At 69.7% G+C, this 25,316-nt stretch carries 21 protein-coding genes and 1 pseudogene; 14 read left to right on the top strand and 8 right to left on the bottom strand.

Translation table 11 applies throughout. The annotated features are described in order from the left end of the window. Positions 1-194: 194 nt before the first annotated feature. The 6 genes from ABEB12_RS20465 to ABEB12_RS20490 are packed head-to-tail and all read left to right on the top strand — an operon-like array spanning position 195 to position 8,858. On the top strand, positions 195-1,586 hold the full coding sequence (locus ABEB12_RS20465; protein ID WP_185063327.1) for an FAD-dependent oxidoreductase: 1,392 nt from the start codon (positions 195-197) through the stop codon (positions 1,584-1,586). 7 nt (positions 1,587-1,593) lie between these two features. Further along, the gene (locus ABEB12_RS20470) at positions 1,594-3,183 is read left to right on the top strand and encodes an FAD-dependent monooxygenase (RefSeq protein ID WP_185063326.1); all 1,590 of its coding nucleotides are present in this window, start codon (positions 1,594-1,596) and stop codon (positions 3,181-3,183) included. Continuing rightward, positions 3,180-4,379, top strand: coding sequence for a cytochrome P450 (locus tag ABEB12_RS20475; RefSeq protein WP_185063325.1), 1,200 nt, complete (start codon positions 3,180-3,182; stop codon positions 4,377-4,379). Before ABEB12_RS20470 ends, ABEB12_RS20475 begins: the two co-directional genes overlap by 4 nt. Next, positions 4,376-5,125 carry a methyltransferase domain-containing protein gene (locus ABEB12_RS20480; RefSeq protein ID WP_185063324.1) on the top strand — a complete coding sequence of 250 codons (750 nt, stop codon included), beginning with the start codon at positions 4,376-4,378 and terminating at the stop codon, positions 5,123-5,125. The genes ABEB12_RS20475 and ABEB12_RS20480 overlap by 4 nt, the downstream gene beginning before the upstream one ends. Next, on the top strand, positions 5,122-5,808 hold the full coding sequence (locus ABEB12_RS20485) for a methyltransferase domain-containing protein (protein ID WP_185063323.1): 687 nt from the start codon (positions 5,122-5,124) through the stop codon (positions 5,806-5,808). Before ABEB12_RS20480 ends, ABEB12_RS20485 begins: the two co-directional genes overlap by 4 nt. Then, positions 5,805-8,858 (top strand): ferritin-like domain-containing protein, encoded by a 3,054-nt coding sequence (locus ABEB12_RS20490; protein ID WP_185063322.1) that lies wholly within the window; start codon positions 5,805-5,807, stop codon positions 8,856-8,858. The genes ABEB12_RS20485 and ABEB12_RS20490 overlap by 4 nt, the downstream gene beginning before the upstream one ends. Positions 8,859-9,024: 166 nt before the next feature. On the opposite strand, the gene ABEB12_RS20495 is transcribed toward ABEB12_RS20490, so the two are convergent. Continuing rightward, entirely contained in the window at positions 9,025-9,522 is a 498-nt protein-coding gene (locus tag ABEB12_RS20495) for a hypothetical protein (protein WP_185063321.1), read from the bottom strand. Positions 9,523-9,731: 209 nt separating this feature from the next. Here ABEB12_RS20495 and ABEB12_RS20500 point away from each other — a divergent pair, with 209 nt between their 5' ends. Beyond that, complete coding sequence (locus ABEB12_RS20500; protein WP_185063320.1) at positions 9,732-10,550, top strand: UbiD family decarboxylase domain-containing protein; 819 nt, start codon at positions 9,732-9,734, stop codon at positions 10,548-10,550. 195 nt (positions 10,551-10,745) lie between these two features. Here ABEB12_RS20500 and ABEB12_RS20505 read toward each other — a convergent pair whose 3' ends face one another. Next, entirely contained in the window at positions 10,746-11,405 is a 660-nt protein-coding gene (locus ABEB12_RS20505; protein WP_185063319.1) for a response regulator, read from the bottom strand. Continuing rightward, on the bottom strand, positions 11,402-12,559 hold the full coding sequence (locus tag ABEB12_RS20510) for a histidine kinase (RefSeq protein ID WP_185063318.1): 1,158 nt from the start codon (positions 12,557-12,559) through the stop codon (positions 11,402-11,404). The genes ABEB12_RS20505 and ABEB12_RS20510 overlap by 4 nt, the downstream gene beginning before the upstream one ends. Before the next feature lie 125 nt (positions 12,560-12,684). Here ABEB12_RS20510 and ABEB12_RS20515 point away from each other — a divergent pair, with 125 nt between their 5' ends. After that, positions 12,685-13,899, top strand: coding sequence for an ABC transporter permease (locus tag ABEB12_RS20515; RefSeq protein WP_185063317.1), 1,215 nt, complete (start codon positions 12,685-12,687; stop codon positions 13,897-13,899). 5 nt (positions 13,900-13,904) lie between these two features. On the opposite strand, the gene ABEB12_RS20520 is transcribed toward ABEB12_RS20515, so the two are convergent. From ABEB12_RS20520 to ABEB12_RS20525, 3 genes and pseudogenes are all read right to left on the bottom strand, one after another. After that, on the bottom strand, positions 13,905-14,330 hold the full coding sequence (locus ABEB12_RS20520) for a DinB family protein (protein WP_345702988.1): 426 nt from the start codon (positions 14,328-14,330) through the stop codon (positions 13,905-13,907). Beyond that, positions 14,282-14,884: pseudogene (locus ABEB12_RS42150) on the bottom strand (hypothetical protein); the annotation flags it as partial. The pseudogene ABEB12_RS42150 and the gene ABEB12_RS20520, both read right to left, overlap by 49 nt. Positions 14,885-15,070: 186 nt before the next feature. Next, positions 15,071-16,366 carry a cytochrome P450 gene (locus ABEB12_RS20525; RefSeq protein WP_185063316.1) on the bottom strand — a complete coding sequence of 432 codons (1,296 nt, stop codon included), beginning with the start codon at positions 16,364-16,366 and terminating at the stop codon, positions 15,071-15,073. A 131-nt stretch (positions 16,367-16,497) separates the two neighbouring features. Between ABEB12_RS20525 and ABEB12_RS20530 the strand changes: the two genes are divergently transcribed. After that, positions 16,498-17,154: a TetR family transcriptional regulator gene (locus ABEB12_RS20530; RefSeq protein ID WP_185063315.1), complete on the top strand. Its 657-nt coding sequence runs from the start codon at positions 16,498-16,500 to the stop codon at positions 17,152-17,154. Positions 17,155-17,492: 338 nt separating this feature from the next. Here ABEB12_RS20530 and ABEB12_RS42155 read toward each other — a convergent pair whose 3' ends face one another. Further along, positions 17,493-17,720, bottom strand: a complete 228-nt coding sequence (locus ABEB12_RS42155) for a CHC2 zinc finger domain-containing protein (protein WP_185063314.1) — start codon at positions 17,718-17,720, stop codon at positions 17,493-17,495. Positions 17,721-18,277: 557 nt separating this feature from the next. Here ABEB12_RS42155 and ABEB12_RS20535 point away from each other — a divergent pair. From ABEB12_RS20535 to ABEB12_RS20545, 3 genes are read left to right on the top strand one after another with little or no spacing between them, the layout of a single operon-like run. Continuing rightward, the gene (locus ABEB12_RS20535; protein ID WP_185063313.1) at positions 18,278-19,393 is read left to right on the top strand and encodes a tyrosine-type recombinase/integrase; all 1,116 of its coding nucleotides are present in this window, start codon (positions 18,278-18,280) and stop codon (positions 19,391-19,393) included. Between the two features lie 3 nt (positions 19,394-19,396). Beyond that, a complete protein-coding gene (locus tag ABEB12_RS20540; protein WP_185063312.1) occupies positions 19,397-19,747 on the top strand; it encodes a helix-turn-helix domain-containing protein in 351 nt (116 codons plus the stop codon). Beyond that, the gene (locus tag ABEB12_RS20545) at positions 19,740-21,230 is read left to right on the top strand and encodes a recombinase XerD (RefSeq protein ID WP_185063311.1); all 1,491 of its coding nucleotides are present in this window, start codon (positions 19,740-19,742) and stop codon (positions 21,228-21,230) included. The genes ABEB12_RS20540 and ABEB12_RS20545 overlap by 8 nt, the downstream gene beginning before the upstream one ends. 38 nt (positions 21,231-21,268) lie before the next feature. On the opposite strand, the gene ABEB12_RS20550 is transcribed toward ABEB12_RS20545, so the two are convergent. Then, the gene (locus ABEB12_RS20550; RefSeq protein ID WP_185063310.1) at positions 21,269-21,499 is read right to left on the bottom strand and encodes a DUF2188 domain-containing protein; all 231 of its coding nucleotides are present in this window, start codon (positions 21,497-21,499) and stop codon (positions 21,269-21,271) included. A gap of 719 nt (positions 21,500-22,218) precedes the next feature. On the opposite strand from ABEB12_RS20550, the gene ABEB12_RS20555 reads away from it, so the two are divergent. Both ABEB12_RS20555 and ABEB12_RS20560 read left to right on the top strand, forming a co-directional pair. Further along, positions 22,219-22,425, top strand: a complete 207-nt coding sequence (locus ABEB12_RS20555; RefSeq protein ID WP_185063309.1) for a hypothetical protein — start codon at positions 22,219-22,221, stop codon at positions 22,423-22,425. Positions 22,426-23,908: 1,483 nt separating this feature from the next. After that, a partial coding sequence (locus ABEB12_RS20560; protein ID WP_345702987.1) for an AMP-binding protein occupies positions 23,909-25,316 on the top strand: 1,408 nt, incomplete at its 3' end.

The raw sequence follows: 25,316 nt of genomic DNA on the forward strand, positions 1-25,316 counted from the left end.
CGCTCCAGCTGGCCGACGAACACGCAAAGAGGCTTGCCGAAAATAGCTCCCGCGTGGCAGGTTTTATTTAGTCGCATTTCTTCGGTGGGCCATAAGTCAGCGTTAATCCTTATCCGGAAAGGACCGATATTGCCCGGTTCAGCGCGCGTCCACGGGGAATTATGAACCGAAACAGCACACTTAAAAACGTCACGGTGCTCGGTGCCGGAGCATCCGGCCTGGTCGCGGCCGGCGAGCTGCGGCGTCGGGGTCACCGGGTGCGGGTGCTGGAGGCGCGGCCGACGCCGGGTGGCCGGGTGCGTACCCGGCGGTTCGGCGGCGACGGCGGGCCGTTGGTCGAGATGGGCGCGATGCGCATCCCGGCTGCCCACCGGCGCACCCTCCGCCTGATCGAACGCCTCAATCTGCGGCACCGGCTGCGCCGGTTTCGCACGCTGTTTTCCGACGAGGCCAGCTATCTGGCCACGCCCCAGGGGCACCTCCGGGTGAGCGAAGCTTCGACGGAGCTGGTGCGGCAGTTGCGGTTGCCCCAGCCGCACCGGTACCGGGAGGAGACCGTGCTGTGCGCGGCGTGGCTGGTGGCGAGTATCCGGGCGGTCGCGCCCGGGCCGTATTTACAGAGCTTGGGACCGGGCCTGGCGACACGGCTGGCCGAGCTGCTGGATGACGTGGACGTGCGGCCGTTCCTCAGCGGGGACCGGCTGGACGTGAACCGGTTCCTCGCGGCCAACCGTGATCTCGCCGAGGGCGGCCCGTTGCGCTATTTCTTCGACGACGTGGCTACCGAGCTGTCCGAGGCGCTGTTTCGCCTGGCCGGCGGGATGGACCAGCTCATCCAGAAGCTCGCCGAGCGGCTGCCCGGGTGCATCGAGACGAACACCTGGGTGCTCGGCCTGCACGTGCAGCCCGGCTGCGTGCTGGTGGAGGCCCAGCACGGCGGCAAGACGACGGTCATGCCGTGCGAGCAGGTGCTGTGCACGCTGCCGTTCTCCGTATTGCGCCGGCTGCGGCTGAGCGGCATCGACGGCGACAAGCTCGCGCTGATCCACGGCATGCGCTACTGGCCGGGCACCAAGATCGCCGTGCACTGCCGGGAGGCGTTCTGGGTGCGGGACGGGATCGGCGGTGGCGGGTCGTTCGTCGGCGGTCTGGTCCGGCAGGCCTACTACCCGCCGGTGGAGCACGACCCGCGCAACGGCGCGGCGTTCCTGGCCAGCTACACCATCGGCCCGGACGCGGAGCTGATCGACGGGCTGCCCCGGCGGGAACGGGTCACCGCCGTGCTGGACGGGCTGGCCGCCATCCACCCCGCGCTGGCCGAGCCCGGGATGGTGCTGGGCGTGGCGTCCCAGGCGTGGGGCGAGGACCCGACCGCGCTGGGCGCCGCGTCGCTGCGCTGGAGCAAGGACCCGGCCACCGCCGCCCGGGAGCGCGACCTGGCCGCTCGGCCCAGCGGCCGGTTGTTCTTCGCCGGTGAGCACTGCTCGGCGCATCCGGCGTGGTTGGAGGGGGCCGTCGAGTCCGCTGAGGCGGCGGCCGAGCAGATCCACACGTATCACCCGCTGGAACAGCTGACCCGTGCCTAGGAGCGTGATGTTGGAAACCGATGTGCTGGTCGTCGGCGGTGGCCCGGCCGGCTTGGCGATGGCGCTGGAGCTGCGCTCACGCAAGATCGATTTCGTGCTGCTGGACCGGGGCGGCGGTGCGGCACCCGATCCCGGCGTCATCGGGCCGCGCGCCATGGAGCTGTTCCGGCGGTGGGGGGTGGCCGGGGAGATCCGGCGCGCCGGCTGGCCGGCGGACCACCCGCTGGACTGCGCCTGGGTCACCCGGGTCGGCGGCCACGAGCTGTTCCGGCTGCCCCGGCACACCGTGGCCACCCGACCGCCGTTCCGGCACACCCCGGAGCCGCCCGCGATCTGCCCCCGGCACTGGCTGGAGCCGTTGCTGCGCGGCGAGCTGCGCGGCTACCCGGACGGCCCGGTGTGGCCGCGGTCCCAGCTGCGGGAGTTCGCCGCCGACCGGGACGGGATCACCGCGACGGTGTCGGACACGGTCACCGGGCTGAGCTCGCGGGTGCGCGCCCGGTACCTGGTGGCCACCGAGCCCGACCCGATGGTCCGCATAGCCTGTGGGATCGATGCGCCGTCCCGGTACGCCGCGCAGCGGTTCCGGGAGATCCTGTTCCACGCGCCCCGGTTGCGCGAGCAGCTGGGCGAGCGGCACGCGGCGCTCCTCTACCTGATGGCGTCGGCGGCGGTGCGCTACCCGCTGGTCGCGGTGGACGGCACCGGGCGGTACCGGGTGACCATTCACGCGGCGGAACACGCCGCTCGCCGGGCAGACGCGGCGACCCTGGTCCGGGATCTGCTCGAGCAGCCCACCCCGGCGCGGGTGCTCGAGGACACCGAGTGGGTGCTGCGCGCCCGGGTGGCCGAGCGGTTCCAGCACGGGCGGGTGTTCCTGGTCGGCGAGGCCGCGCACGCGCTCGCGCCGGCCGGCGGGTTCGGCCAGGACCTGGGCATCTGCGACGCGGCGAACCTGGGCTGGAAACTGGCCGCCGCGCTGGACGGCTGGGCCGGCCCCGGCCTGCTGGCCAGCTACACCGCCGAACGCCGGCCGACGGCGTTGGAGGCGCTGGCCAAGGCGCAGCGCAACCTGCACCGCACCCAAGTGCGCGTGCTGCCCGAGGAGCTGAACGACGAGACCCCGGACGGCGAGCGCGCCCGGCGGGCGATGAGCGCGCGGCTGGCCGGCGACGGCGCGGCCCGCGAGTTCGACGCCCCGGAGATCGCCCTCGGTTTCCAGTACCCGGAGTCGCCGATCGTGGTGGCCGACCCGGCGGCGGAGGGCGACCGCGACCGGCGGCCGAACACCCGCCCCGGCTCGCGGGCGCCGCACGCCTGGATCCGGCCCGGCCTGTCCACCTTGGACCTGTTCGGCGACGGCTTCGTGCTGCTGCGCACCGGGGACGCCATCGGCGCCGAACCCGGGCCGTGGGCCAAGGCGTTCGCCGCCCGGGGCGTGCCGCTTCGGGTGCTGGACCAGCCCGAGGTGGCGGAGACCTACCAGCGCCCGCTGGTGCTGGTCCGCCCGGACGGGCACGTGGCCTGGCGGGGCAACCGGCCGCCGGACGACCTGCGCCGGCTGGCCGACACGGTGCGCGGGGGTCGGTCCGGATGACCTACTTCGACTTACAGGACTGGACGCCGGCCGACTTCGCCGACCCGTACCCGCGCTACCGAGCGTTCCGCGAGCAAGGCCCGGTGCACCGGGGGACCGACGGCGCGTGGTGGGTCTTCGACCACCGCACCACCCGGGAGGTGCTGCTCAGCCGGGACTTCGGGCACGGCACCGACCGGCCGAAGGTACCCGGCTGCCCGGCGATCAACCGGACGGTGAACGACTGGCCGGTGTTCATGAACCCGCCGAGGCACACCGCGATACGCAAGCTGATCAGCCCGCCGTTCCTGCCCAAGGCGGTAACCGACCGGCGGCCGCGGATCAGGCAGATCGCCGAGGAGATGGCGGCGAAGCTGGCCGCGCAGCCGGATTTCGACCTGGTCACCGAGTTCGCGGTGCCGTTCCCGGTGCGGGTGGTCGCCGAGCTGCTCGGCACACCGGCCGAGGAGGGCGCCTGGCTGAGCGAGCGCCTGACCGGGCTGCGCGAAATCGCCAGGATGCCCACCGCCGGCATGCCGGTGCCGCCGGATTACCCGCGCGCGGAACAAGCGGCGGTGGAACTGGCCGAGTTCGTCGGCGAGCTGATCGTCGCCCGCCGCCGCCGGCCCAGGACGGACCTGATCTCCGCGCTCACCCGCGAGCGGGAGTGGTCGGACGAGGAGCTGGCGCACACCTGCGTCAGCGTGCTGATCGCCGCGCACGACAGCGCCGCGACGCTGATCGCCAAGGCGGTGCTGGCGCTGCACCGATTCCCCCGGCTGCGGCAACGATTACGCGAGGAGCCGACGCTGATGCCGGAGGCGGTGGAGGAGATCGCCCGCTACGACAGCCCGGTCCAGTTGATCAGCCGGGCGGCGTTGCGGGACACCGAGCTGGCCGGGCACCGGATCCGCCGGGACGAGGTGGTGGTGCTGCTGCTCGGCGCGGCCAACCGGGACCCGGGCGAGTTCGACGCCCCGGACGAGCCGCGACTGGGCCGCCCGGCCAACCCGCATCTGGCGTTCAGCGTGGGCCTGCACTTCTGCCTGGGCGCGCACCTGGCCAGGGCGCAGGCGGCGATCGGGCTGCATGCCCTGCTCACCGCGTTGCCCCGCATGCGGGTGCTCGAGGACACCGTCGAGTACGGCAACTACCTGGCCTTCCACGGGCCGCTGCACGTCCAGGTACGCACCGCCGACCAAGGAGACCCCGCATGACCGGCTCGCTCGCGCCCGACTTCGAGGCCCTGTACCGGGGCGAGTCCCTGTACCCGGAGGGCCATCCGCTGCGTGCGGTGTTCCAGGACATCGTGCCGTGGGACATCGGCGGGCCGCAGCGGCCGCTGGTCCGGCTGGTCGCCGACGGCGGGTTGCGCGGGCACGTGCTGGACGCCGGCTGCGGGCTCGGTGACAGTGCGCTGTACCTGGCCGGACGGGGTTACCGGGTCACCGCGTTCGACAACTCGCCGGCGGCCATCCGCCGGGCCACCGCGCGCGCCGAGTCGCTGGGCGTGTCGGTGGAGTTCCTGATCGCCGACGCGACCGCGCTGGACGACCTGGCCGACCACAGTTTCGACACCATCCTGGACAACGGCCTGCTGCACAGTCTGGACCCGGCCGGCCGGGCCGCCTACCTGGCCGCGTTGCGCCGGGCCGCCGCGCCGGAGGCCCGGCTCTACGTCGTCTGCTGGACCGACGACACCCCCAGCCAGCTGCGGCCGCCGCACCAGGACGACGCGGAGGGGACGCGGCGCACGTTGACCGAGGCGGGCTGGGCGGTGACCCGGTTCGACTGGACCCAGTACGCCTTCAACTCCGCGCTGACCAGGGAGATCCTGCACCAGGCGATGGAGGTCACCGGCGCCGGCGAGGAGGGGCGGTGCTACGTGGACCGGCTGGCCACCGACGAGCACGGCCGGCTGCTGCTGCCCCTGTGGTCGATCACCGCCGAGGTGTTCCGGTGACCGCCACCCCGTACTTCGACGACTTCGCCGAGCTCTACGAGCGGGTGTCCCGGGTGCGCGACGGGGCCGGCGGTCCGGTGCGGGAGTGGCTGCTGGGGCAGTTTCCGCCGGGGGAGCGCGCGCTGGACGTCGGCTGCGGCACCGGCAACAACTGCGCGTTGCTGGCCGAGCACTACGCCGAGGTCACCGGGGTGGACGTGTCACCGGGGATGCTGGCGCTGGCCGAGGCCAAGCCCACCCGGGTGCCGGTGCGCTACCAGTGCCGGGCCGCGCTGGACCTGCGTCCGGCCGACCCCGGCGAGTTTGACCTGGTCATGTCGGTGAACGCGGTGTTCTTCATGGGGCCGTTGGCGGAAGTCCTGCGCACGCTGGCCGCGCTGGTCGCGCCCGGCGGCCGCCTGGTGGTCATCGACGTGAACCGGCCGGACGAACCGCCACCCGACGGCGACAACCCGCACGCGTTCGACACCGCGCGGATGATCTACGAGAGGTACCGGGACGCCGACGCAGCCGCCGACACGCTGCGCATGATGCTGCACCCGCGCTGGCTGGAGATGAAGCGCCGGCACGTGGCCCCCACCTGGGCCGAGTTCGCCCGGTCCTACCGGGCGGCGCTGCCCGGGGTGCGGCTGACCCGGGACGTGCTCCCCGGCATGAGCGGCGCCGTATGGGAGCGCCGGTGAGCGTTTTCGACACTCCGAAGGTGCACTTCGCCGGCACGGCGGTGACCCGGCTGCCCACCGGCCCCCGGTCCGGGCAGCTGGACCTGGCCACCAACCGGCCCGTCGACACTTCCGATGGCGGCCGGAACCCGGGCGGGAACGGGCACTTCTGGGTGGACGCCAAGGTGGTCGGCTGCGAGCTGCGCGCCGGCGAGGTGGACACGACCGAGCCGCTGGTGGGCCGGTCGCTGGACCTGTGGGGGCACTACTGCGCGCACCTGGGCAGCACCGCCAACCGGGCGCGGGTGTTCGACGTGGACCCGGCGTCCAACTGGACCACCACGGTGATGCTGGGGCAGCTGGCGCTGGGCCGGTTGGGCCGTTCGCACGAGGTCGGCTACCTGGTCACTGGGTACGTAACCGGCATGTGCCCGCCGCGCTGGCAGAACTGGTCACACATCGTCGAGGTGTGTCGGCAACCCCTGGCGTCCTGGTTCCGACACTCGGTGGTCCACCAGTTCGCGCTGGAGCACCCGCACTGGTTGGACGGTGCGGAGTACTCCCCGGCGCTGACCGCGTTGCGTTCCCTGCTGGCTGAGGGGGAGGCGGACGGGCTGGTGGTGCAGTTCGCGCTGACCAACATGGCCACCCCGGCGGGCAACGACCAGCCGGACCGCTGGGACCTGCGCGGCACGCTCGCCCCCTGGCACGCTTCGGAGTTGCGCACCTATCCGGCCGGGCGGCTGCTCTACCCGCCGGCGGGCGGGCCGCTGCACAACCTGACCGTGCGGGTGGACCCGTCGTGGGTGGGGTTCAACCTGGTCACCGCGCTGCCGGTGACCGGGCGGGCGCCCCGGGGCGTGCCGGGCGGCACCCACCGGCTCGGCCCGCTGGTGGACCACGGCGACCTGTGGCTGCGCGCCGAGTCCGGGGAACCGCTTGCCCGGGTGCCCCGCGAGCTGTACCTGGGTCCGGCGTACCGGCTCGGTTCCGGCGTGCTCACGGTGCCCCGGCTGAACGGCGACTCGGGTCAGCCGCTGGTGGTGACGGCGGGGGAGAGCGACGAACCGCTGCTGGTGGAGCGCCAGACCGTGGTGCAGACGGACGAGGCGGCTCTCTTCCTGGAACACCCGGATGCGACGAGCGGGCGGCATTTCCCGGTACGGGTGCCCGTGCGGTCCTACGTGCGCGGCGAGCCGGCGGCGGTACCCCGGATCCGGGTGCGGCAGTTCGTCAACCCGCGCGGGCTGCCCCGCGACCCGGTGGCCGCCTCGCCGTCCGCGCGGGCCGCCGACCTGCGGGTGGCCGCATTCCGGGCCGGCGAGCAGTCGTCCTACTTGTCCGAGGTCCGGCTCGCCACCGACCGGCACGGCACCGGGGTGTTGGACCTGCGCGGGGTGCGCGGCGGTTCGGCCCGGGTGCTGTTGCTGCCCGACGGCGACCCGCCGCCGGTGGACGAGACCGAGCCCGGGTCGGCAACCGTCGGCTACGACAACGACGACTCGCTGGGTTACTGGTCCTCGGTGGGTTCGCTGGCCGTGCGGGTGCTGCCGGACCACTGGCACCTGGACGCCCTGGCCGATGAAGAGATCACCTTCGAACTGCTGTACCGGGAGGTGTTCGAGCCCTACGAGCGGCTCTACTCGTTCATGCGCGACGAGGTGTTCAGCCTGGCCGAGGAGTGCAAGGTGGAGCCCTACGCCCGGCTTACCTGGCACGCCTGCGACCCGGGCAACCGGGACAAGACCTTCTACATGCCGCCCACCCGGGACCTCACCGCCCCGCAGACCCGGCTGCTGCGCCGCTACATGTTCGCCGTGGAAGCGACCCGGCAGGGACCGGTCTCCCCGCTGGCCGCGCCGACCCAGGTCGCGGCGGTCACCACCCGGGAAAACCTGCTGGACGCGCTGCGCCACGCCGCCGCGATCGAGCTGGCCGGCATGACCCAGTACCTCTACGCCGCCTACTCCATCCCCACCCACACCGCCGCTACCCGGCTGGTCACGCTGGGGGAGTGGACGCCCGCACAGCTGCGGCTGGCCTGCGGCGACGGCCCGGACAGCCTGCGCGGCGGCATGCGCGGCAGCCTGCTCGCCGTGGCCAAGGAGGAGATGATCCACTTCCTGGTGGTCAACAACATCATCATGGCCATGGGGGAGCCGTTCCACCTGCCCGAGGTGGACTTCGGCACGTTCAACGCGAACACCCGGGTGCCACTGGAGTTCGCCCTGGAACGGTTCGGGCTCGGCAGCGTGCAACGGTTCATCGACCTGGAACGGCCGCACACCGGACTTGCTCAGGGGGACGGGTACGGCTCGTTGAGTGAGCTGTACGCGGCCATCCGCGACGGCCTGCACCGGGTACCAGACGCGCTGCTGGTGGACCGGGGGGCCGGCGGCGGGCAGCACCACCTGTTCATGCGCGAGTCGGTGAACGCCGTGCACCCCGACTACCAACTCGAGGTGGACGACCTGGCCAGCGCGTTGTTCGCGATCGACTTCGTCACCGAGCACGGCGAAGGCGGGGTGCTCGGCGACTCCGTCGAGGAATCGCACTACGCCACCTTCCAGCGACTGCACCGGGAACTGGCCACGCAGGCACCGTGGAGCCCCTCCTACCCGGTGCCGCGCAACCCCACCCTCGGCACCGGCACCCTCGCCAAGGAACCCCTGACCTACGAGCCCGCGCGGCAGGTCGCCACGGTGTTCAACCGCACCTACGCGACCTCCATGCAGCTGATGGTGCAGCACTTCGCCGGCTGGCCGGACGACAACCCACGCCGCGCCCGGCTGATGAACTGGGCGCTGGACCTCATGGTCGGCGTGCTGCGCCCCACTGCTGAACTGCTGGTCACCGTGCCCTCGGGCCGCCCCGGCTACACCGCCGGCCCCACCTTCGAGCTGGACCGCATCCCCGAGTACCTACCCCGCCCAGCCGCGGCCGCGACGCGCATCGCGCGGGAGCTGGACGACATAGCGGCCCTGGCCGACAAGTGCGACAACCTGTCCCACACGGTGGCCGCGCTACTCCGACACACCGCCGACGACCTCCGCGCCAACCCACCCGGCTAAGAGCCCATCCTCACACCGCGGTTCGCGCCGCCCAGCCCGCACCGAGCCCAAGGACGGACTACGTCGGGGTGCTGGACGGCCGGACCGCCGATCACCTCGTCGGCCAGGCCGTAGACCACCGCCTCGGGCGCGGTGAACCAGCGGTGTGCTCGGCGGCGAGTTCGGCTCAGTGGTCGATCGGGTGCGGCAGCGGCATCGGCGGCACGGTGGGCTTCGGCAGCTTCACCGGCGGAATGTGTGAGGGCACGGACGAGCCGACGATTCCCTTCACAAAGTTCATGATCTTCTGGATGAAGTCGTCAACGGCCTTGTACACGTCGCGGCCCGAGGGATTCCGCTCACCCGGCGCGATGTGAGAGCCCTGCGAACCGCTCGACTGCTGTTTGCCGGCCTGCTCGCGCAGGCAGCGCAGCGTGTCACAGTCGCTCAACTCCGAGACACTCTGCTGCCCACCCGAACGCTGACCACCGCCTCCACCACCGAGCAGGTTGGTGGTCCAATCATTGTCGACCCCATCGTCACCGCCGCCGTCGCCCTGTTGGCCGGCCTGGTGGACGGCAACCGCCGGCTGGGCCATCGCCACGCCCGGCGCGACGCCAGCGAAGACAGCACACAGCACACCACCGGCGACCGTGATCTTTCCGAGCGACCCTGCACAGGCCATCGCTATTCCCCCAAGAAGTGGCGGCCAAGCCAAGCCATTGATCACGGCCCTTTGACCAGGCGTCTCAACCCAAGTTCGCGCAACATCAACTTGTCACAGCTCGCTCGGGACCCGTCCCGGGCAACAACCAGACAGCCCGCAACTGGGCATCGTTAACCAGCAGGGGCGCTCGCCCTCGGCGTGGAGCCGGGCCTGCCCTACGCGGGGCGATGCCGCTACCGGAGAACGCCGACGAGAGCCACTTCGTCGGCGCACTGTTCGGTGAGGCGCTGCAAGTGGTACCGGCGGAGACCGTGGACCTCGTGGTTTCGGCCACCGCCGAGATAGTCATTGAGGGCCACATCGCGCTGGACGAGCAGGTGATGGAAGGGCCGATGAACGAGTACCCCGGCTACAACGCCTTCGACGCCTCACCGAAGCCACTGTTCCCGGTAAGCGCCGTCACCTACCGCGACGACGCCATCCTGCCCGTGGTGGCCGCCGGTCCGCCGGTGGAGGAGGACCACACCGGCACCATGCACGTCGCCGAGATCCTCTACCAGCTGCGCGACGCCGGACTGCCGGTGGCGTCCACCTGGTTCTCCTACGAGTCCGCGCCGCACTGGTTGATCGTCTCGGTCCGCGCTGAGTGGCACGAGACGCTGAACATCCACTCCGGTGAGCTGGCGCGGCGGATCGGCGACATCGTGTTCACCGGCAAAGCCGGCTTCGGCGTGCCCAAGGTGCTGCTGGTCGAGGACGACATCGACATCACCGACGTCAACGAGGTCGTCTGGGCCTTCGCCACCCGCGCCCATCCCGAGCAGGGTGAAGTGCACTTCCCCGCCAAGCCCACCGCCGCCCTGTCGGTGTACCTGGACGAGCAGGAACAGCACACCTACCGGGCCGGCAAGGTGATCTACAACTGTCTACTGGCCGAGCTGTTCCCCCCGGACAAGCGACCGGTCAAGGGCACCTTCGAGAACGGCTGGCCGGCCGACATCCAGCGGCGCGTCCTGAGCAACTGGCGGCCTCACGGGTATAGATAGTGCGCCGGGTGCGGAAGGCTGGCGGCATGGGCAAGGTCTCCGTACACGCACGGTCTCGGTCGACGACTACGCCAGTGGGCGCGTCGAGGAGTCCGGCGAACCCAGAGCCCGGTTCTTCGACGCGATGGCGGCGGCCAGCGCGGCTGCCTCCGACGCGGATGACGTGCTGACCGCCGATGGCGTGATCCACCTGCGCTACGAGGTTGTGACCAGGCCGGAGAGGTAGGCGAAGGCGACCAGCTGTGCCCGGTCACGGGCTCCGAGTTTGGTCATGGAACGGCTCACGTGGGTTTTCACCGTGGCGTTGCTGATGAACAGCGACTGGGCTATTTCGGCGTTGTTCATGCCGGCCGCCACGAGCGCGGTGACCTCGCGTTCCCTGGCGGTCAGTGACTCGAGCGCGTGCGGGCTGATCCGTGGTGCTCCGGGCCGGCCGCCGAGCTGGGCGATGAGCCGGCGGGTGAGTCCCGGTGAGAGGAGCTCCTCGCCGCCGGCGACGACCCGGATCCCGTGCAGGAGCTGCTCGGGTTGGGTGTTCTTGACCAGGAATCCGCCGGCACCGGCGCCGAGCGCGTCGATCACGTACTCGTCGATGTCGAAGGTGGTCAGGATGAGGATCCGCACGCTCGCCAGATGGGGGTCGCCGGCGATCTCCCGGGTCGCGGCCAGGCCGTCCATCCCGGGCATCTGGATGTCCATGAGTACGACGTCCGGGATGTGGGCACGGGCGAGCTCGACGGCCTCGGCGCCGGTCGCGGCCTCGCCGACGACGGTCATGGTCGGGTCGGATTCGATCAGCACGCGGAAGCCGCCACGCACGGCGGCGTGGTCGTCCGCGATGAGTACCCGGGTCATGTCGGCTCCCGCGCCGGCAATGTACAGGCCACTTCGAACCCGCCTCCGGTAGGGGAGCCGGCGTGGAACCGCCCGCCGGCCAGCGCCACCCGTTCGCGCATTCCGGCGATGCCGTGCCCGCCCGGGGGCGGGTGGCCGGGGACGCCCACGCCGTTGTCGGTGATCGTCAGCTCGAGCCGGTCGGGCCGGTGGTCGATGGTCAGCCGCACCTCGGTGGCCCGGGCGTGGCGGCGCACGTTGGTCAGCGCCTCCTGCACGATTCGGTACGCGGCGAGGTCCGTGGCCGGCGGTAGGGCTTCGGGGGTTCCCCGGGTGTGTACCTCGACGCGCAGACCGTTGGCTCGGGCGGAGTCGAGCAGCGCATCGAGGTCGCCCAGACCTGGTTCTGGGCGGCCGCCCGGGTCGGGTTCCGCGTCGGCCCGCAGTTGGGCGAACAGCGGCCTTGCTTCGGCCAGGCCTTCGTCACTGAGTTTCTTGATCATCTCGAGGGCGGTGATCGCCTGGTCCGGGCGGTTTCGCGCCACGTGCAGTGCGGCGCCGGCCTGGACGCTGATCGCGGCCATCGCGTGGCCGAAGATGTCGTGCAGGTCCCGGGCCAGGCGCACCCGGTCCTCGAGCAGCAGCCGCCGTTCCGCCTCCGCCGTCGCCTGGGCCTGGCGGGTCAGCCGGTCGACGATCGCCCGCTGATGCTGGCGGTAGTAGAACATGGTGGCGCCGGCCGCGGCCGCCGCGATACTCACCGCCACCGCGTTCAGGATGGGTTCTTCGCGCAGGTCCGGTCTTGCGTGGACCAGCACGATGAGCGCCGTCGTGGTGTTCATCAGCGCGCCGACGGCGCCGGCCCGCCAACCCCTGGCGGCGGCAAGCGTGTAGCAGGCGATCAGCGGCGCCAGCATGATTCCCCGGCCGGGGTGGCCGGTGAGCGACCAGGTGGCGGCGGCCACCTCGGCGACCAGCAGCGCCGCCAGCGGGTAGCGGCGGCGCATCAGTACGGCCCCGGCCGCGGCCAGGATCAGCGCCGATCCGCCGACGCCGACGGCCTGCCCGGTCGGCTCTCCTCGGCCGGCCAGCAATGCCGCCACCAGCGCACCGGCGGCCACCACGAAGGCCAGCAGCGCGTCCAACAGGACCCGCCGGGGCGCGGCGATGCTCATCCGCTCACTGTCTTCTCGAAAACCCTGGCTGGAAAGCCCTCGGGCGAGGAAATACGCCCCGGGACGTAGCCGCATACGGTCGTGGGTTGACGACGGACGGCATGCGTCGCCGGCATCGTGGCCGAATGAACATCCGCGAGGCGTTCGTGGTGGCCGTCCGCGCGCTGCGGGTGAACAAGCTGCGCTCGATCCTCACCACGCTGGGCATCATCATCGGGGTGAGCTCGGTGATCACGCTGGTCGGTGTCGGGGACGGCATGCGGGCCGGCTTCGCGGACACCTTCGGCAGGCGGGCGAACCAGCTCGACATCACCAAGGCCGTCGGCGGCGTCATCGGCGGTGACGTACGGGACCTGACCAATTCCGACGTGGCCGCGCTGGTCGTTCCCGGGCGGGCACCGGCGGTCTCGAGCGCCACGCCGGTGGTCACCGGATCGACCGTGGCCAGCTACCGCGAACGCCAGGTCCTGGCCGACGTGGTTGGTTCGACGGCCGACTATTTCCGGGTGGCCAACCGGGAGGTGGTGTCCGGCGTCGCCTTCACCGCCACGCAGCGAGGCGGCAAGGACCGGGTGGCAGTGCTGGGCCCCAACGTGGCGGCCGCGCTCTTCCCCGGCGGCCCGGGTGAAGCCATCGGGCAGACCGTCCGCCTCACCCGAACCAACTTCACCGTCGTCGGCGTGCTGCGCGGCGACGGGCGATCGGATGACGTCGTCGTGGTGCCCATCGAGACCGCGCGGGGCTATCTGGTTGGTGCCCCCGACCAGGTCAACCAGATCATCGTCAAGGCGACCTCGCCCAATCTCATGGCGGCGGCGCGCCGCCAGGTCACGGCTGTCCTGGACGAGCAACATCTGATCCGGACACCGTCCCGGCGCGATTTCAAGATCAGCACCTTCGAGGCGCAGCTGCGCGACATGAACCGGACCCTGGGTTTCATCTCCGCCTTCATCGTGGCCATCGGCGGAGTATCCATGCTGGTCGGCGGCATCGGCGTAGCGAACATCATGCTCGTGTCGGTGACCGAACGAACCCGTGAGATCGGCATCCGCAAGGCCATCGGCGCCCGGCACAGCGCGATCATGAAGCAGTTCCTGATCGAGTCGCTGATGCTCGCCGCGGTCGGCGGTGTGCTCGGCATGGTGATCGGCGTCGGGTTCACGCTCACCGCCGCACAGGTCATCCCTCGGCTCGCGCCTCAGTTCGGCGCACCGACCGTGTCCATTCCGGCGACCGTCATCTCGTTCTCCGCGAGCCTGGTCGTCGGCCTGCTCGCCGGTGGATACCCCGCCTATCGCGCCGCCCGGCTGCGCCCGGTCGAAGCGCTGCGCCACAGCTGACCGGATCAGCCCATGGACTTTGCGCCGTCCAGGGACTCTCGGATGATGTCGGCGTGCCCGGAGTGCTGGGCGGTCTCGGCGATGATGTGCATGAACACCCGCCGGGCCGACCAACGCGCTCCCGGCTCGAACCACGGCGCCTCGGGCAGCGGGTGGTCGGCATCCAGCGACGGCAGCTCGGCGAGCACGCCGGCCAGGGTCTCGCCGGGCAGCATCTTGAACTGGTTGGCGTACGCGGCGTAGTCGTCCTCGGAGAACGTCATCGCGTTCAGGCCTTCCAGAATGAAGGTCACCCACCGGCGCTCGACCCGGGCCACGTGCTTGATGAGACCGCCCAGGCACAGCTCGCTCTTGGTGGTACGCAGCCCGGCCTGCTCATCAGTCAGGTCACGGGTGGTGTTGCGCAGGAAAAACCGTGCTGGGCCAGCCAGACCAGTGCGAGGTCTTGGCGTTGGCGGATGCGGTCGCGGAAGTGGGTGGGCCGGTATCCGCAGTTCGGGCAGGTGATGCCGGGGCGCGGCGCGTGGGGTGTGGGGTGTGGGGCAGTGGCGTGCCTGAGCGGGGCGGGGGCGGGTTCTGGGATCGCGGCCGGATCAGCTGGAGCGGTGGACCCGGGGATGACCGCGATGCGTGGCCGCGTCCCGGCGTGGTGGCTGGTCGGGCCGGAGCGTTTCGCCGGGCCGGGGCGTTGGGCGAAGCGCGATGTGTCGGCCAGTCGCGGGCGTTCGGGCGGCGTGCCGATTTCGGTCGAAGGTGGGGGAGTGGCGCCGCCTTCGGTGTCGTCGACACCTGCTGGCGTGGCTGAACCGGACTGTTGAAGCGACTGAACCAGCGAGGGTTTGCGGACGCGGGGCCGGTTGCCGAGGGTGGATTTGTCCAGGTAGCCGTACAGGGTGCCGCGTTTGACGCTGAGCTGTTCGGCGATCTGGGCGACGGTGTGGGCACCCTCGTCGTAGAGGCGTTGCGCGATCCGCGCCTGCTCGGGGGTGAGTTTCGGCGCCGCGGCGCGCGGGTGTGGTACGGCCGCGTAGTCGGCGGCGCGGGCCGTGCCTGGGCGCGGTCCAAGGCACGGACGCGTGCTTCACGAGCACCAAGATGGCTGCCGTTCCGCTCGCGTGAGTCGAGCTCGTCCGGGGATGTTGACGTCACCCGTCTGAAGGTCGTCCTGACGTCACGCTCGGCCTACCCGCAGCGGCAGCGCGGCCAGGTTGCGCACCATGAGCGTGGGCAGGTAGCGCAATTGGTCGGTCGCCAGACTGATGTGCGGGAAGGCGTCCAGCAGTGCGCGGACAGCAATCCGGCTCTCGGTACGGGCCAGCGTTGACCCGATACAGACGTGGATGCCCTGTCCGAACGCCAGGTGGTGGGTGGCCCTGTCCCTACCGGGCAGGTAGATGTCTGGGGACTCGAACTTCTCGGGGTCGCGGTTGATCGCGCCCCACATCAGAGCCACCGGCGTGCCGGCCGCCAGTGTTTTGCCCCCTAGCTGGGTCTCGCGTGTGGTCAGCCGCAGTTGGTAGCCGGCGGGAGGTTGAGTGCGCAGGGTTTCCTCGATCGTTGCGGCCAGCAGTTGCTCATCTCCGCCGCGGACCTGCTCGAGCAGCTCTGGGCGGTGGAGAAGCTCGAGGATGTGCGAGCTGATCAGACCGCGCGTGGTGTCGCTACCGGCGCTGATCAGCTGCATGAGGATCGTGACGAGCTCCTCTCGGGTCAGCGGCGGCTCGCCGTCGGCGTGCCCGTGGACCAGGTCCGAGAGCAGGTCATCGCCGCGGTCGCGGCGCCGTTCGGCAATCCGGTCGAGCAAATAGTGCTGCATCTGTACGGTGTGCTGGGCAGCCCGCAGGTCCTGCTCCTGCGGCAATAGGGATCCCAACCGGGCGAGGAACGAGTCGGTCCAGGTGTGGAAAAACTCCTGGTCCTGGCGGGGCACTCCGAGGATGTTGCCGATGACTCCCACCGAAATCGGCACCGCGTAGTCGGCCACGAGCTCGATCTCACCCTCGTGTGGCATGGCCGCGATACACGCCTGCGCGAGGTCCTGGATGACTAATCGCAGCAGGCGGATGCGGCGCGGTGAGAAGGCAGCCCGCACAAGCTGGGCGTGCCGCGCATGCACGGCGCCATCTGCCCAGACCAGGGCGGCGACGGGGGTGACCCCGTCGCGCAACACGTCCGACACAGCCGGTCGAGGCGGATTGATCGACAGGCCAGAGCGGAACATCGCGAAGGTGTTCGACGAGAAGGTACCCGGATCGCGCAACACTGTGACCGCGTCCCGGTAGCGGGTCACCATGTGGAATCCCATCTCGGGGCAGAAGTGCACCGGATCCCGCTCGCGAATCCGCCCGAGCGGCCCGTACGGGTCCGCGTAGGTATCCGGGGCGGCCATGCTGGGCAGCGCCTCGATCGCGCGAGCTACCGACGAGGGCGCACCTTCACAGACATCAAAGTCGGGGGAGGTAGCCATGGGATTCTCCCTCAGGCGATCACGCGGCAAGAGTCCGAATAAGAAGCGATAGTAGCCACCGAACGGGAGTGACTACCATATATGATTCGCGGGCGGAGCGGTGACGCACGCACGTCTGTGACAATGGCCCGATGTCCTCCGCCGCGCACCAGGTCAGCGATGAGGCCGCCGTCGAGCACCCGACCAGCCTGCGTGAACTGAAGAAGTCGCAGACCCGCCAGCGGCTGGTGGACGCGGCGCTGCGACTGTTCGCCGCGCAGGGATACGCCCAAACCTCGGTGGAGGAGATCGCCCGCACCGCGCAGTTCGGCGTGACCACGTTCTTCCGGCACTTCCCGACCAAGGAAGATGTCGCCTTCCACGACCAGAGCGACATGATGCGCGAGATGCCCAAGGCGCTCACCGGGAAGTCACCGGACGAAATCTGGCCGACCGTGCGAGACACGATGCTGGGGTACCTCCAGGCCTTCCAGGACTCCGAAACCGGCCTCGACCAGATCCGGCGCACGCTGTGGCTACAGGAACCCGCGGTGACCCGGCGCTACGCCGAGATCTGCCTGCGGTGGGAAAACGTGGTCGCGAACGTGCTCGCCGACGGACTCGGCCTCGACCCGGACCGCGAACCGTACCCGCGGATGGCCGCGGCCGTGCTGATCGCCTCGGCACGCGCCGCGCTCTGGCACCAGCATCGATACGGCGGCTCACTCGTGGAGTACGCCCACCACTGCTTGGCCGTGCTCGAGCCCTCGCTGGCTCAGCCACCCCTCTCCGGTGCTTCCGACCGCTGACCACAGCGCCGCTGTCAATTTCCGAAGTCGACTGCGCGGATGTCCGAAGCGGGGCGCACAGGTTGCAACGAGTGCGTGCTGAATCACTGGCTCACAGGCCGATTCCGATGAGTGCGTTGTCGGTCCATTGGTCGACGATGCGGATGTAATCGTGCAGTGCGGAGGAGTTGGGTTTCCAGCCGCCTTGGGCGGCGATGTCGTCACTTCGTATCGCCTGCCTGCGTCGAGGCCACAGCTCACGCCCTTGGCGCTGGACTCCCGCGCTCTAGCCCATCTGGTGTCAACAACGGCCGAAAAACTGAGCAGGTTGCAACGGCTTCCGAACTCGGCAAAAATTTCTAGGGACGGTCGATCTTTGTGGTGAACATGTGAGGGCCGCCGCCGTCACCGCATCCGTAACAGTGGTAGGTGTTATGGGCCGGTCGACAATGGAAGGCGCTTGAACCACAGAATGGACAGATTCCCCTCATCCCCGCGCCGGATCGGATTAGGGCGGTGTGCTGACCCACAAGCTCGGTGATGTCCTGCGGGTCAGGCGGATCTGGTGTCGCCGTCGCGACCGGCATGGTCGCACGATACTCGCCGGCTAGGTCCCGGTTCCGCAACGCTCATTACTGATCCCTTTACTGGCAACGCCCACCCGCAGCGCACCCAGCAATGCTCACGAGAAGCGTCCTTCGTCGAAGGTCGGTCGCAGCTCACCGAACCGCGCCGGGATTAGTCGCGGATCGAAGCATGGCATCACTAGGGCGTCGGATCATGATGAGCCCGCCCTCAAAAAGTGGCGAGCGAACCCAGCGACGCCATACGGGAGTTCTTGCATCTAACGAAACTCTCGACCTTCTTAAATCGCCGATAAGCTACCTTATGTCAGGTAAATGAGACATTATTGCATCTGATGACCGACGTCATTCTTCCCTCGCCGGCCGACAGCGATGTGCCTCAGATAAGCATTGACCAGCGCTAACTTGCTCGAGATGCGCGCGCGTCGCACTCGGATGCACTTGACGGCGCCGTCCGCCAGTCAGTCACTGGCGATCCGAGCTACTGCCTGACCTGGCCGTCTGCCATGCTCTTGCATCAGATGCATGATTCGGTCAGTGGATGACTAGGCTGGTGCCGGATGGACGAGGAAGTCGTGGGCCGCGTGGTGCCGCTGCGTGGGCTGGCTCGTCGGGACCGGGCTGACCAGGTGGTCGCCGACATGCTTGAGGGTTGGCGGCGGCAACAGCTGGCGCGGAACCTCTCGTTCACCACGATCGACTCGCGCGCCCAGCTGGTGAACCGCTTCCTGCGGCACTGCAACGAGATGCCCTGGCGCTGGACCGTGGCGCATGTGGACGAGTTCTTCGGTGATCTGCGCGCCGAGCACCACTTGGGTCGTTCCACCATCCGCGCCTACCAGAACGCGTTGCGGCTGTTCTGTGACTACCTGACCGATCCCCGCTACGACTGGGATCGTGTTTGTGAACGCGCGTTCGGGACGCACCCGAGCCAGGTGGTGCACGAGTGGAACAGCGTGGGGCACCATCAGGACAACGAACAGGATCCGCGCAAGCGGGCCTTCACCCGCGAGGAGCTGCAGGCGTTCTTCGACCGCGCCGACGACGAGGTGGCCCGGATCCGCCGGCTCGGTCGGAAGGGCTGGTTGCCGGCCTTCCGTGACGCGGTGCTGTTCAAGGTTGCCTATGGCTGGGGGCTGCGGCGCAATGAGGTCCGCCACCTGCAGACCGTTGATTTCTCCCGCAACCCGCACGCCCGCGAGTTTGGCCGGTTCGGCCAGCTGCAGGTCCGCTACGGCAAGGCTCACGCCGGCTCGGCACCCAAGCGCCGCGGCGTGCTGACCGTCCGATCCTGGTCTGCGGAGACGGTCGAGCAGTGGATCCGCCACGGCCTGCCGCTGCTGGGCGGTGGGCTGGACCTGTTCCCCACCGAACGCGGCACCCTTGTCTCCGAGGCCGCCCTGGGTGCCCGGTTCCGCCGCTACCGCGACGAGCTCGAGTTGGCGGCCGGGCTGGACATGCACTCGTTCCGCCGCAGTTACGTCACCCACCTGCTCGAGGACGGCGTCGACCCGATGTTCGTCCAGCACCAGGTCGGCCACGAGCACGCTTCGACCACCGCGCTCTACAGCTGTGTGTCCAGCGACTACCGCACCCGAACCCTGCGGCACGCCCTGGACACCTGCCTCAACGAGGCCCTGGCCACCGCGCCCCGTGGTCGGGCCGGTCAGGATTGACCGATGCAGCGCGACGTCGACTACCACTGGCACCTCAGCGAGCTGATGGCTCGCCGAGGCCTGCACAACAGCACCGACCTGGCCCCGCTGCTGCGCGAACGCGGCATCAACCTCTCCCCTTCGCAGGTCTACCGGGTGGTCACCCAACGCCCGGAGCGGGTCTCGCTCAAGCTCCTGGCGGCGCTCTGCGACATCTTCGACTGCGGCATCGGTGACCTCATCACCGTCACCGCCACCAACACGGCCCGGTCCCGCCGGGCCGCCGGCGGCGACAGCACCGTCGTGTCGGACCCGAACGTGGTGAGCATGAACGAGCTGCGGCCGCTGCGCGCCCGCGTCACCCGCGATGACTGACCCCGACCCACCCGAATCCCCCGCCCGGCGGCCACGCGGACGCCCCCGCACCAGCGGCCACTACCGCTGCGACCGATGCGGACGCCTGGCCGGCAAGCTGCGCACCCGCTGGCCCGAGGGCGGAATCTGCGGCACCTGCTTCCACCACGCCGTGCGCACCTTCGGCACCTGCCGTTGCGGCCACCACGGCATGCTGCCCGGCCTCGACGGTCTCAATAACGGCCACCCGGCCTGCCGCCGCTGCGCGGGCATCACCACCGACCTGGACTGCCAGCGCTGCGGCGTCGAGGCCGAGCACTACCGGCGCGGGCTCTGCGCCCGCTGCTGCCTGCGCGACGACCTCACCGCCCTGCTCCCCCCGGCCGCTCCCCCGGCGCCGCCCATCTCGCGGTTGATCAACGTGCTCTGCGAGGTCGAGCGCCCGGAAAGCATCCACACCTGGAAACGCAACCCCCAGGTCCAGGCACTGCTACGCGGACTCGGTGACGGCACCCTGGCCCTCACCCACGAGGCCTTCGACCAGGCCGACGGCGCACAGATGGTCGGGCACCTGCGCGACTTGCTGGTCCACCACGGGCTGCTCCCCCACCGCGACCTCACCCGCTTCGAGAACTGGCTCCACCGGCGACTGGCCGAGACGCACCCGGCCTGGGTCCGACGAATGTTGGAGCAGTACGCCACCTGGCACCACATCCGCGAGATCCGCGGCCGCATCAGCCGCGGCCAGGACGCCGGCGGGCGGGTGCACACGGCCAAGCAAGAGATCACCGAGATCGGCCGGCTGCTGAGCTGGCTGGACAAGAAGAACACCACCCTGGCCACCTGCACCCAACGACAGATCGACACCTGGCTCGCGGCCGGCCCTTCCACCCGCTCAGCGGTGCGGCCGTTCCTGCACTGGGCCCACCGACAACGCCTCGCACCCAAACTGACCATCGTCCGACGCCACGCCCACAGCACCCCGATGATCACCCACGAGACCCGCATGCGGTGGCTCGCGCTCTGCCTGCGCGAGGAACCCGCCACCCGCGCCTACCGGGTCGCCGCGACCCTGCTGCTGCTCTACGCCCAACCCCTGGTCCGCATCGCCGCCCTGCGCTGCGACCAGATCCTCACCACCCCGACCGGACCGGCGATCCTGCTCGGCAACGAGCCCGCCGCCCTCGTCGCACCCTTCGACCAGCTGCTGCTCGAGCACCTCAAACACCGGCCGAACACGCAAACCGGCAACACCAACAGCCCCTGGCTGTTCCCCAGCACCCACGCCGGCCGCCACCTGCACCCCAACACCCTCATGAGCCGGCTACGCACCCTCGGGATCGACCTACGCGGAGCCCGCAACGCCGCACTCAAGCAACTGGTCCAGCAAGCTCCCCCACCGATCGTCGCCTCCCAACTCGGCTACGACCCCGCGGTCACCCAACGCCACGCCGAACAAGCCGCCCAACCCGATGCGCACTACGCCGCCCTGATCCGCGGTTAGCCCGGGTCCGACGATGCTGACTCGGACCCGGGCACCGGTCAGCCCTTCGACGAGCGAGGATCCCGGCTCCGCGGGTAAGTGTTCCGCTCGCTGATCTCGTTGTTCTTGTTGTGGATGAAGTGCTCCACACCGCGCTCGATCGCCATCTCGCGGCCGGCGGCCTGGGCCTCAGCCTTCGTCGGAGCGCTGTTCGACGCCCGCACGTTGCCCTCGACCTTGTTGACCCACCGATCCCCGTGCTTCGTAGTGTGAATATCGCCCTTTGCCAACTTCCGCACCTCACTGCCTCGAACGGTGAGAACGAGCTACCGGCGGCCCCGCGGAGACGAGCTGGAACCTTCGAGACCCTGTGGATCACGACACACCATGCGCCGTCTGCTTCCGCGCTTCGTCGACATCTGCGAAGGTGACGAGCCCGGGGTGGGCGCAGCTGCAATGCGCCCACCCCGGTTCTCAATCACGCGTACTGCGTCAAACGCCAGGTGACAGCCTTACCGCCATAGGGCGGCATGGTGTTGCCCTCCGCGATGGGTGCGGTAGTCGTCGGACTCCCGACGACCTTCCACACCCCAGACTGCGGGCAACGCTGACCAGTGCGTGCAGTACTGCCGATGGGCGCGGCCACGTGGACCTCCTCTCGCAACTCGTTCCCAGGCAAGCCCGAACGAGCCCACCCACCATCAGAGTTACTTACGCCAACGTGTTTCCGCACTTCATCACGGTGAGTTGACATAACAAGGCGGCCAGCGGCTCGGCATCACTCAGTCGAGTGAGTCCCTGCCGCGCCGAACGGCGCTTCCGAGATGGGGAACGGCACCAGGATTACTGCCGAAGAGAACAGTCGCCCTCACCGGCAAGCTGCATTGACCTGCGAAGACATACTATCGGCCGCGCGCGGGCGGTACTGCATAGCGGCAACGCGGGTTCAGCCGTGATCAGCCGTCACACGGTCGCCCTCACGGAGCTGACCACCCGTAGACTTTGGCGTATGGCCAGTGACCGAGAACGACTGCGCCACATCGTTGACGCCCTCAGTGATGACGAGGCGCGGGAATTGCTGGCGGTCGTGCGTCAACGTTCCGGCGAGCAGGCGCCGAAGAGACGGCCGTCCTGGGTCGGCGCGCTGCACGAAGGACCCGACTTTGCCAAGCAGGCCAAGGAAACTATTCGCGCCGAGCTGAGCGGCGGGCAGTGATCCTCGCTGACGCCAGTGTCTTATTGGCAGCGGCCAACCAAGATGAACATGAGCACCGTGAATGCGCCGAAGTGGCCCTGGCCGAACGCCTACGCCTCGTCGAGGTAGCGACACTCGACCGCCGGAACTTCACAGTTGTCCGGCCTTCTCATTGCGCGACGTTCTCGATCCTCCCGTAGGCATCACCAGGCCGACTGATATCGCGCACCGCGAACTCGAAGTCCTCTGCGCCCTCCTCGCGGAAGGCGAACGTGGCCGTTCACTGCACCGAAGTGATCGCCGTCTGGGGGCCGGCCGGACGTGGTCCCGCTGCTGGTCGATCTGTCCGCCCGACGATGCCGCGGCCGATCACCACGGCGGTCCGCACAGAAATCGGTGCGCATCGACGACCGCGATCCGGACGGAATCGAAGGAGAGCCGTTCCCGACTCCCCCGGTGATCCAATCCCGCGGTGATGCTTGGATGACCGGCCTCGAATACGCTTCCAGCGACCCGACCCGTTTCGCGCGGTCCGGAGCGCACGCGGCGAAATGCTGATCGCCGTCGGCTGCCTGGCGGCCGCCGTGACCACACTGCTGGTCGTGCCGTTGACCGCGGCCACCCTGCTCATCATGCTCGGCGTCGGTTGGCAGATGCTCGCCCATGCCAGCGCCCCGGCCCTCGCCCTCATCGCGGAGCGGGATCTCCGGCGGCAGGGTGAGCGGCCGTCATTGTGTGACGTCTCGAACCCAGGCCACCGGTGGCGACCGCTTCGGCGGCCGGATAGGCCCGTCCGCCGGCCGTCACCCGAAGCCGGTCACATGCATCCCATCGGTCACACCAGCACAACGGAACCATCACGCCAGGTTTATCTAAATCACAGTTTGGGTAGCGACCTCGAGGCCAGGCCGGCGACTTGCCAGGCAATTGCTATGGCAACTGACTGGATCGCGAGGCATTCGACCCCGTTTCGACCCGCATCGGAATCGCTGGGAACCTACCACGAAGGTTCGGTTCGGTCTAATTCTGGCGGGCTCCGTCGATACCGCCAGCCGTGGAACAATTCCGGCATTACGCCGGCCGCCGGAGACCGCTGTCAACCCGAGCGCGGAGCCTCGGACCGTCCCGCCGGCCGGGTCGAACCCAGCGTATCCCCTGGTCAGACTGTACGCCCGCCGTTCACCCGGAGACGGGTCGCGGGTCGAGCGGCCGCGCACGGGCACTACCCCGCCGGCGCCTCACCCGGCTCCCCGAGGTTCCTGCTCGCACGCACAAAAGAAAACCGAGCTAAGAGAATTTTGGTCCGACGTACCACGCGGCCGAATAACAATAAATAAATAGGGCGGCAAACCGCCCAGCCCCTCGGCTCGGACGGGTCGTCCGGGCTTCGTTTCGATTGGGTAACTGCCGGCCGGAGCACCCGGTAACAGGCCCGCTGATCGGGTCGACAGCGTCGTTGCACAGGTTAATCACAGCCTGACTTGCGCAAGCGGAGGGGAAACCGATGACGGCGCTCGTGGAGTCCAGCGAGGACTACTGGCAGGACGTGCTGCGGGCCGGCGGGTACACCGCGCTCCCCCGATGGGCGCGCCACCCACAGCCGGGGACAGCGGAGCACACGGTCGCCGTCTCCGGCGAGGTGGCGGCGTCGCTGCGCCGGTTGGCCGGCGAGTTGGGTGTTCCGGTGCACGACGTGCTGTTGGCCGCGCACGCGAGGGTGTTGGCCGCGTTGACCGGTGAGGTTGAGGTGACCACGGGTTGTGTGGTCGACGGTGTGGCGTTGCCGTGTCGTCTCGACGTGGAGTCCGCGAGCTGGCGGTCGTTGGCGGCCGCGGTGGCACAGGTCGAGACGCGGCTGCGCGCGCATGCCGGTTTCGCGCCCGAGGCACTGCGCGAGGGGCCGGCCGAGCCGTTGTTCGACACGGTTTTCGATCCGGCCGGTGAGGGCTCCGGCCTGGGCCTTCCCGATGGTGTCGTCCTGGGGGTTGGGGCGCCGGAGTCGGGCGAGGGGTTCGAGCCGCGGCTGCGGTACCGGACCGAGGCGCTGGACGCCGACGCGGCCGCTCGGATCGCCGGCTACTTCGGCCGGGCGTGTGAGCTGATCGCGGCCGATCCCGACGCGGATCCTCGCGGGCAGAGCCTGCTGGGCGCGGAGGAGCTGCGGTTGCAGTTGGTGGGGATGGCCGGGCCGTCCCGGGAGTTGCCGGATGTGCGGCCGCACCAGTTGTTCGAGCAGCGGGTCCGGCTACACCCCGACGAGGTCGCCGCCCGCCACGCCGGCCACCAGCTGACCTATGCGCAGGTGAACGCGCGGGCCAACCGGGTCGCCCGCGCCCTGCACGCCGCCGGGGTCGGGCGTGAGGACGTGGTGGCGGTGGTCACCGAACGCAACCTGGACTGGCTGGTCGCGGTGTTGGCGGTGTTCAAGGCCGGCGGCGTGTACCTGCCGATCGAGCCGCACTTCCCGGCCGAACGGATCGCCACCACCCTGCGCCGCGCCGACTGCGCCCTGGCCCTGACCGAACCCGACTCCACCCAGACTCTCGACGCCGCGCTGGCGCAGCTGCCGGGTGTGCCCACCCTGTTCGTCGCCGACGCCTACACCCAGGACCTGGCGGACACCGATCTGGACGTGGCAATCGACCCCGGGCAGTTGGCGTACATCTATTTCACCTCCGGGTCGACCGGGGAACCCAAGGGCGCGATGTGTGAACACGCCGGGATGCTCAACCACCTGTTCGCCAAGATCGACGACCTGGACATCACCCACGGCAGCGTGGTCGCGCAGATCGCGCCGCAATGTTTCGACATCTCCCTGTGGCAACTCCTCGCCCCCCTGCTGGTCGGTGGACGGACCCTGCTGGTCGAGCAGGAGGTGATCCTGGATGCCGCCCGGTTCGTCGACACCCTCC

The sequence above is a fragment of the Actinospineispora eucalypti genome, assembly GCF_039543365.1.
In the GTDB taxonomy this organism is placed as follows: Bacteria; Actinomycetota; Actinomycetes; order Mycobacteriales; family Pseudonocardiaceae; genus Pseudonocardia; species Pseudonocardia eucalypti.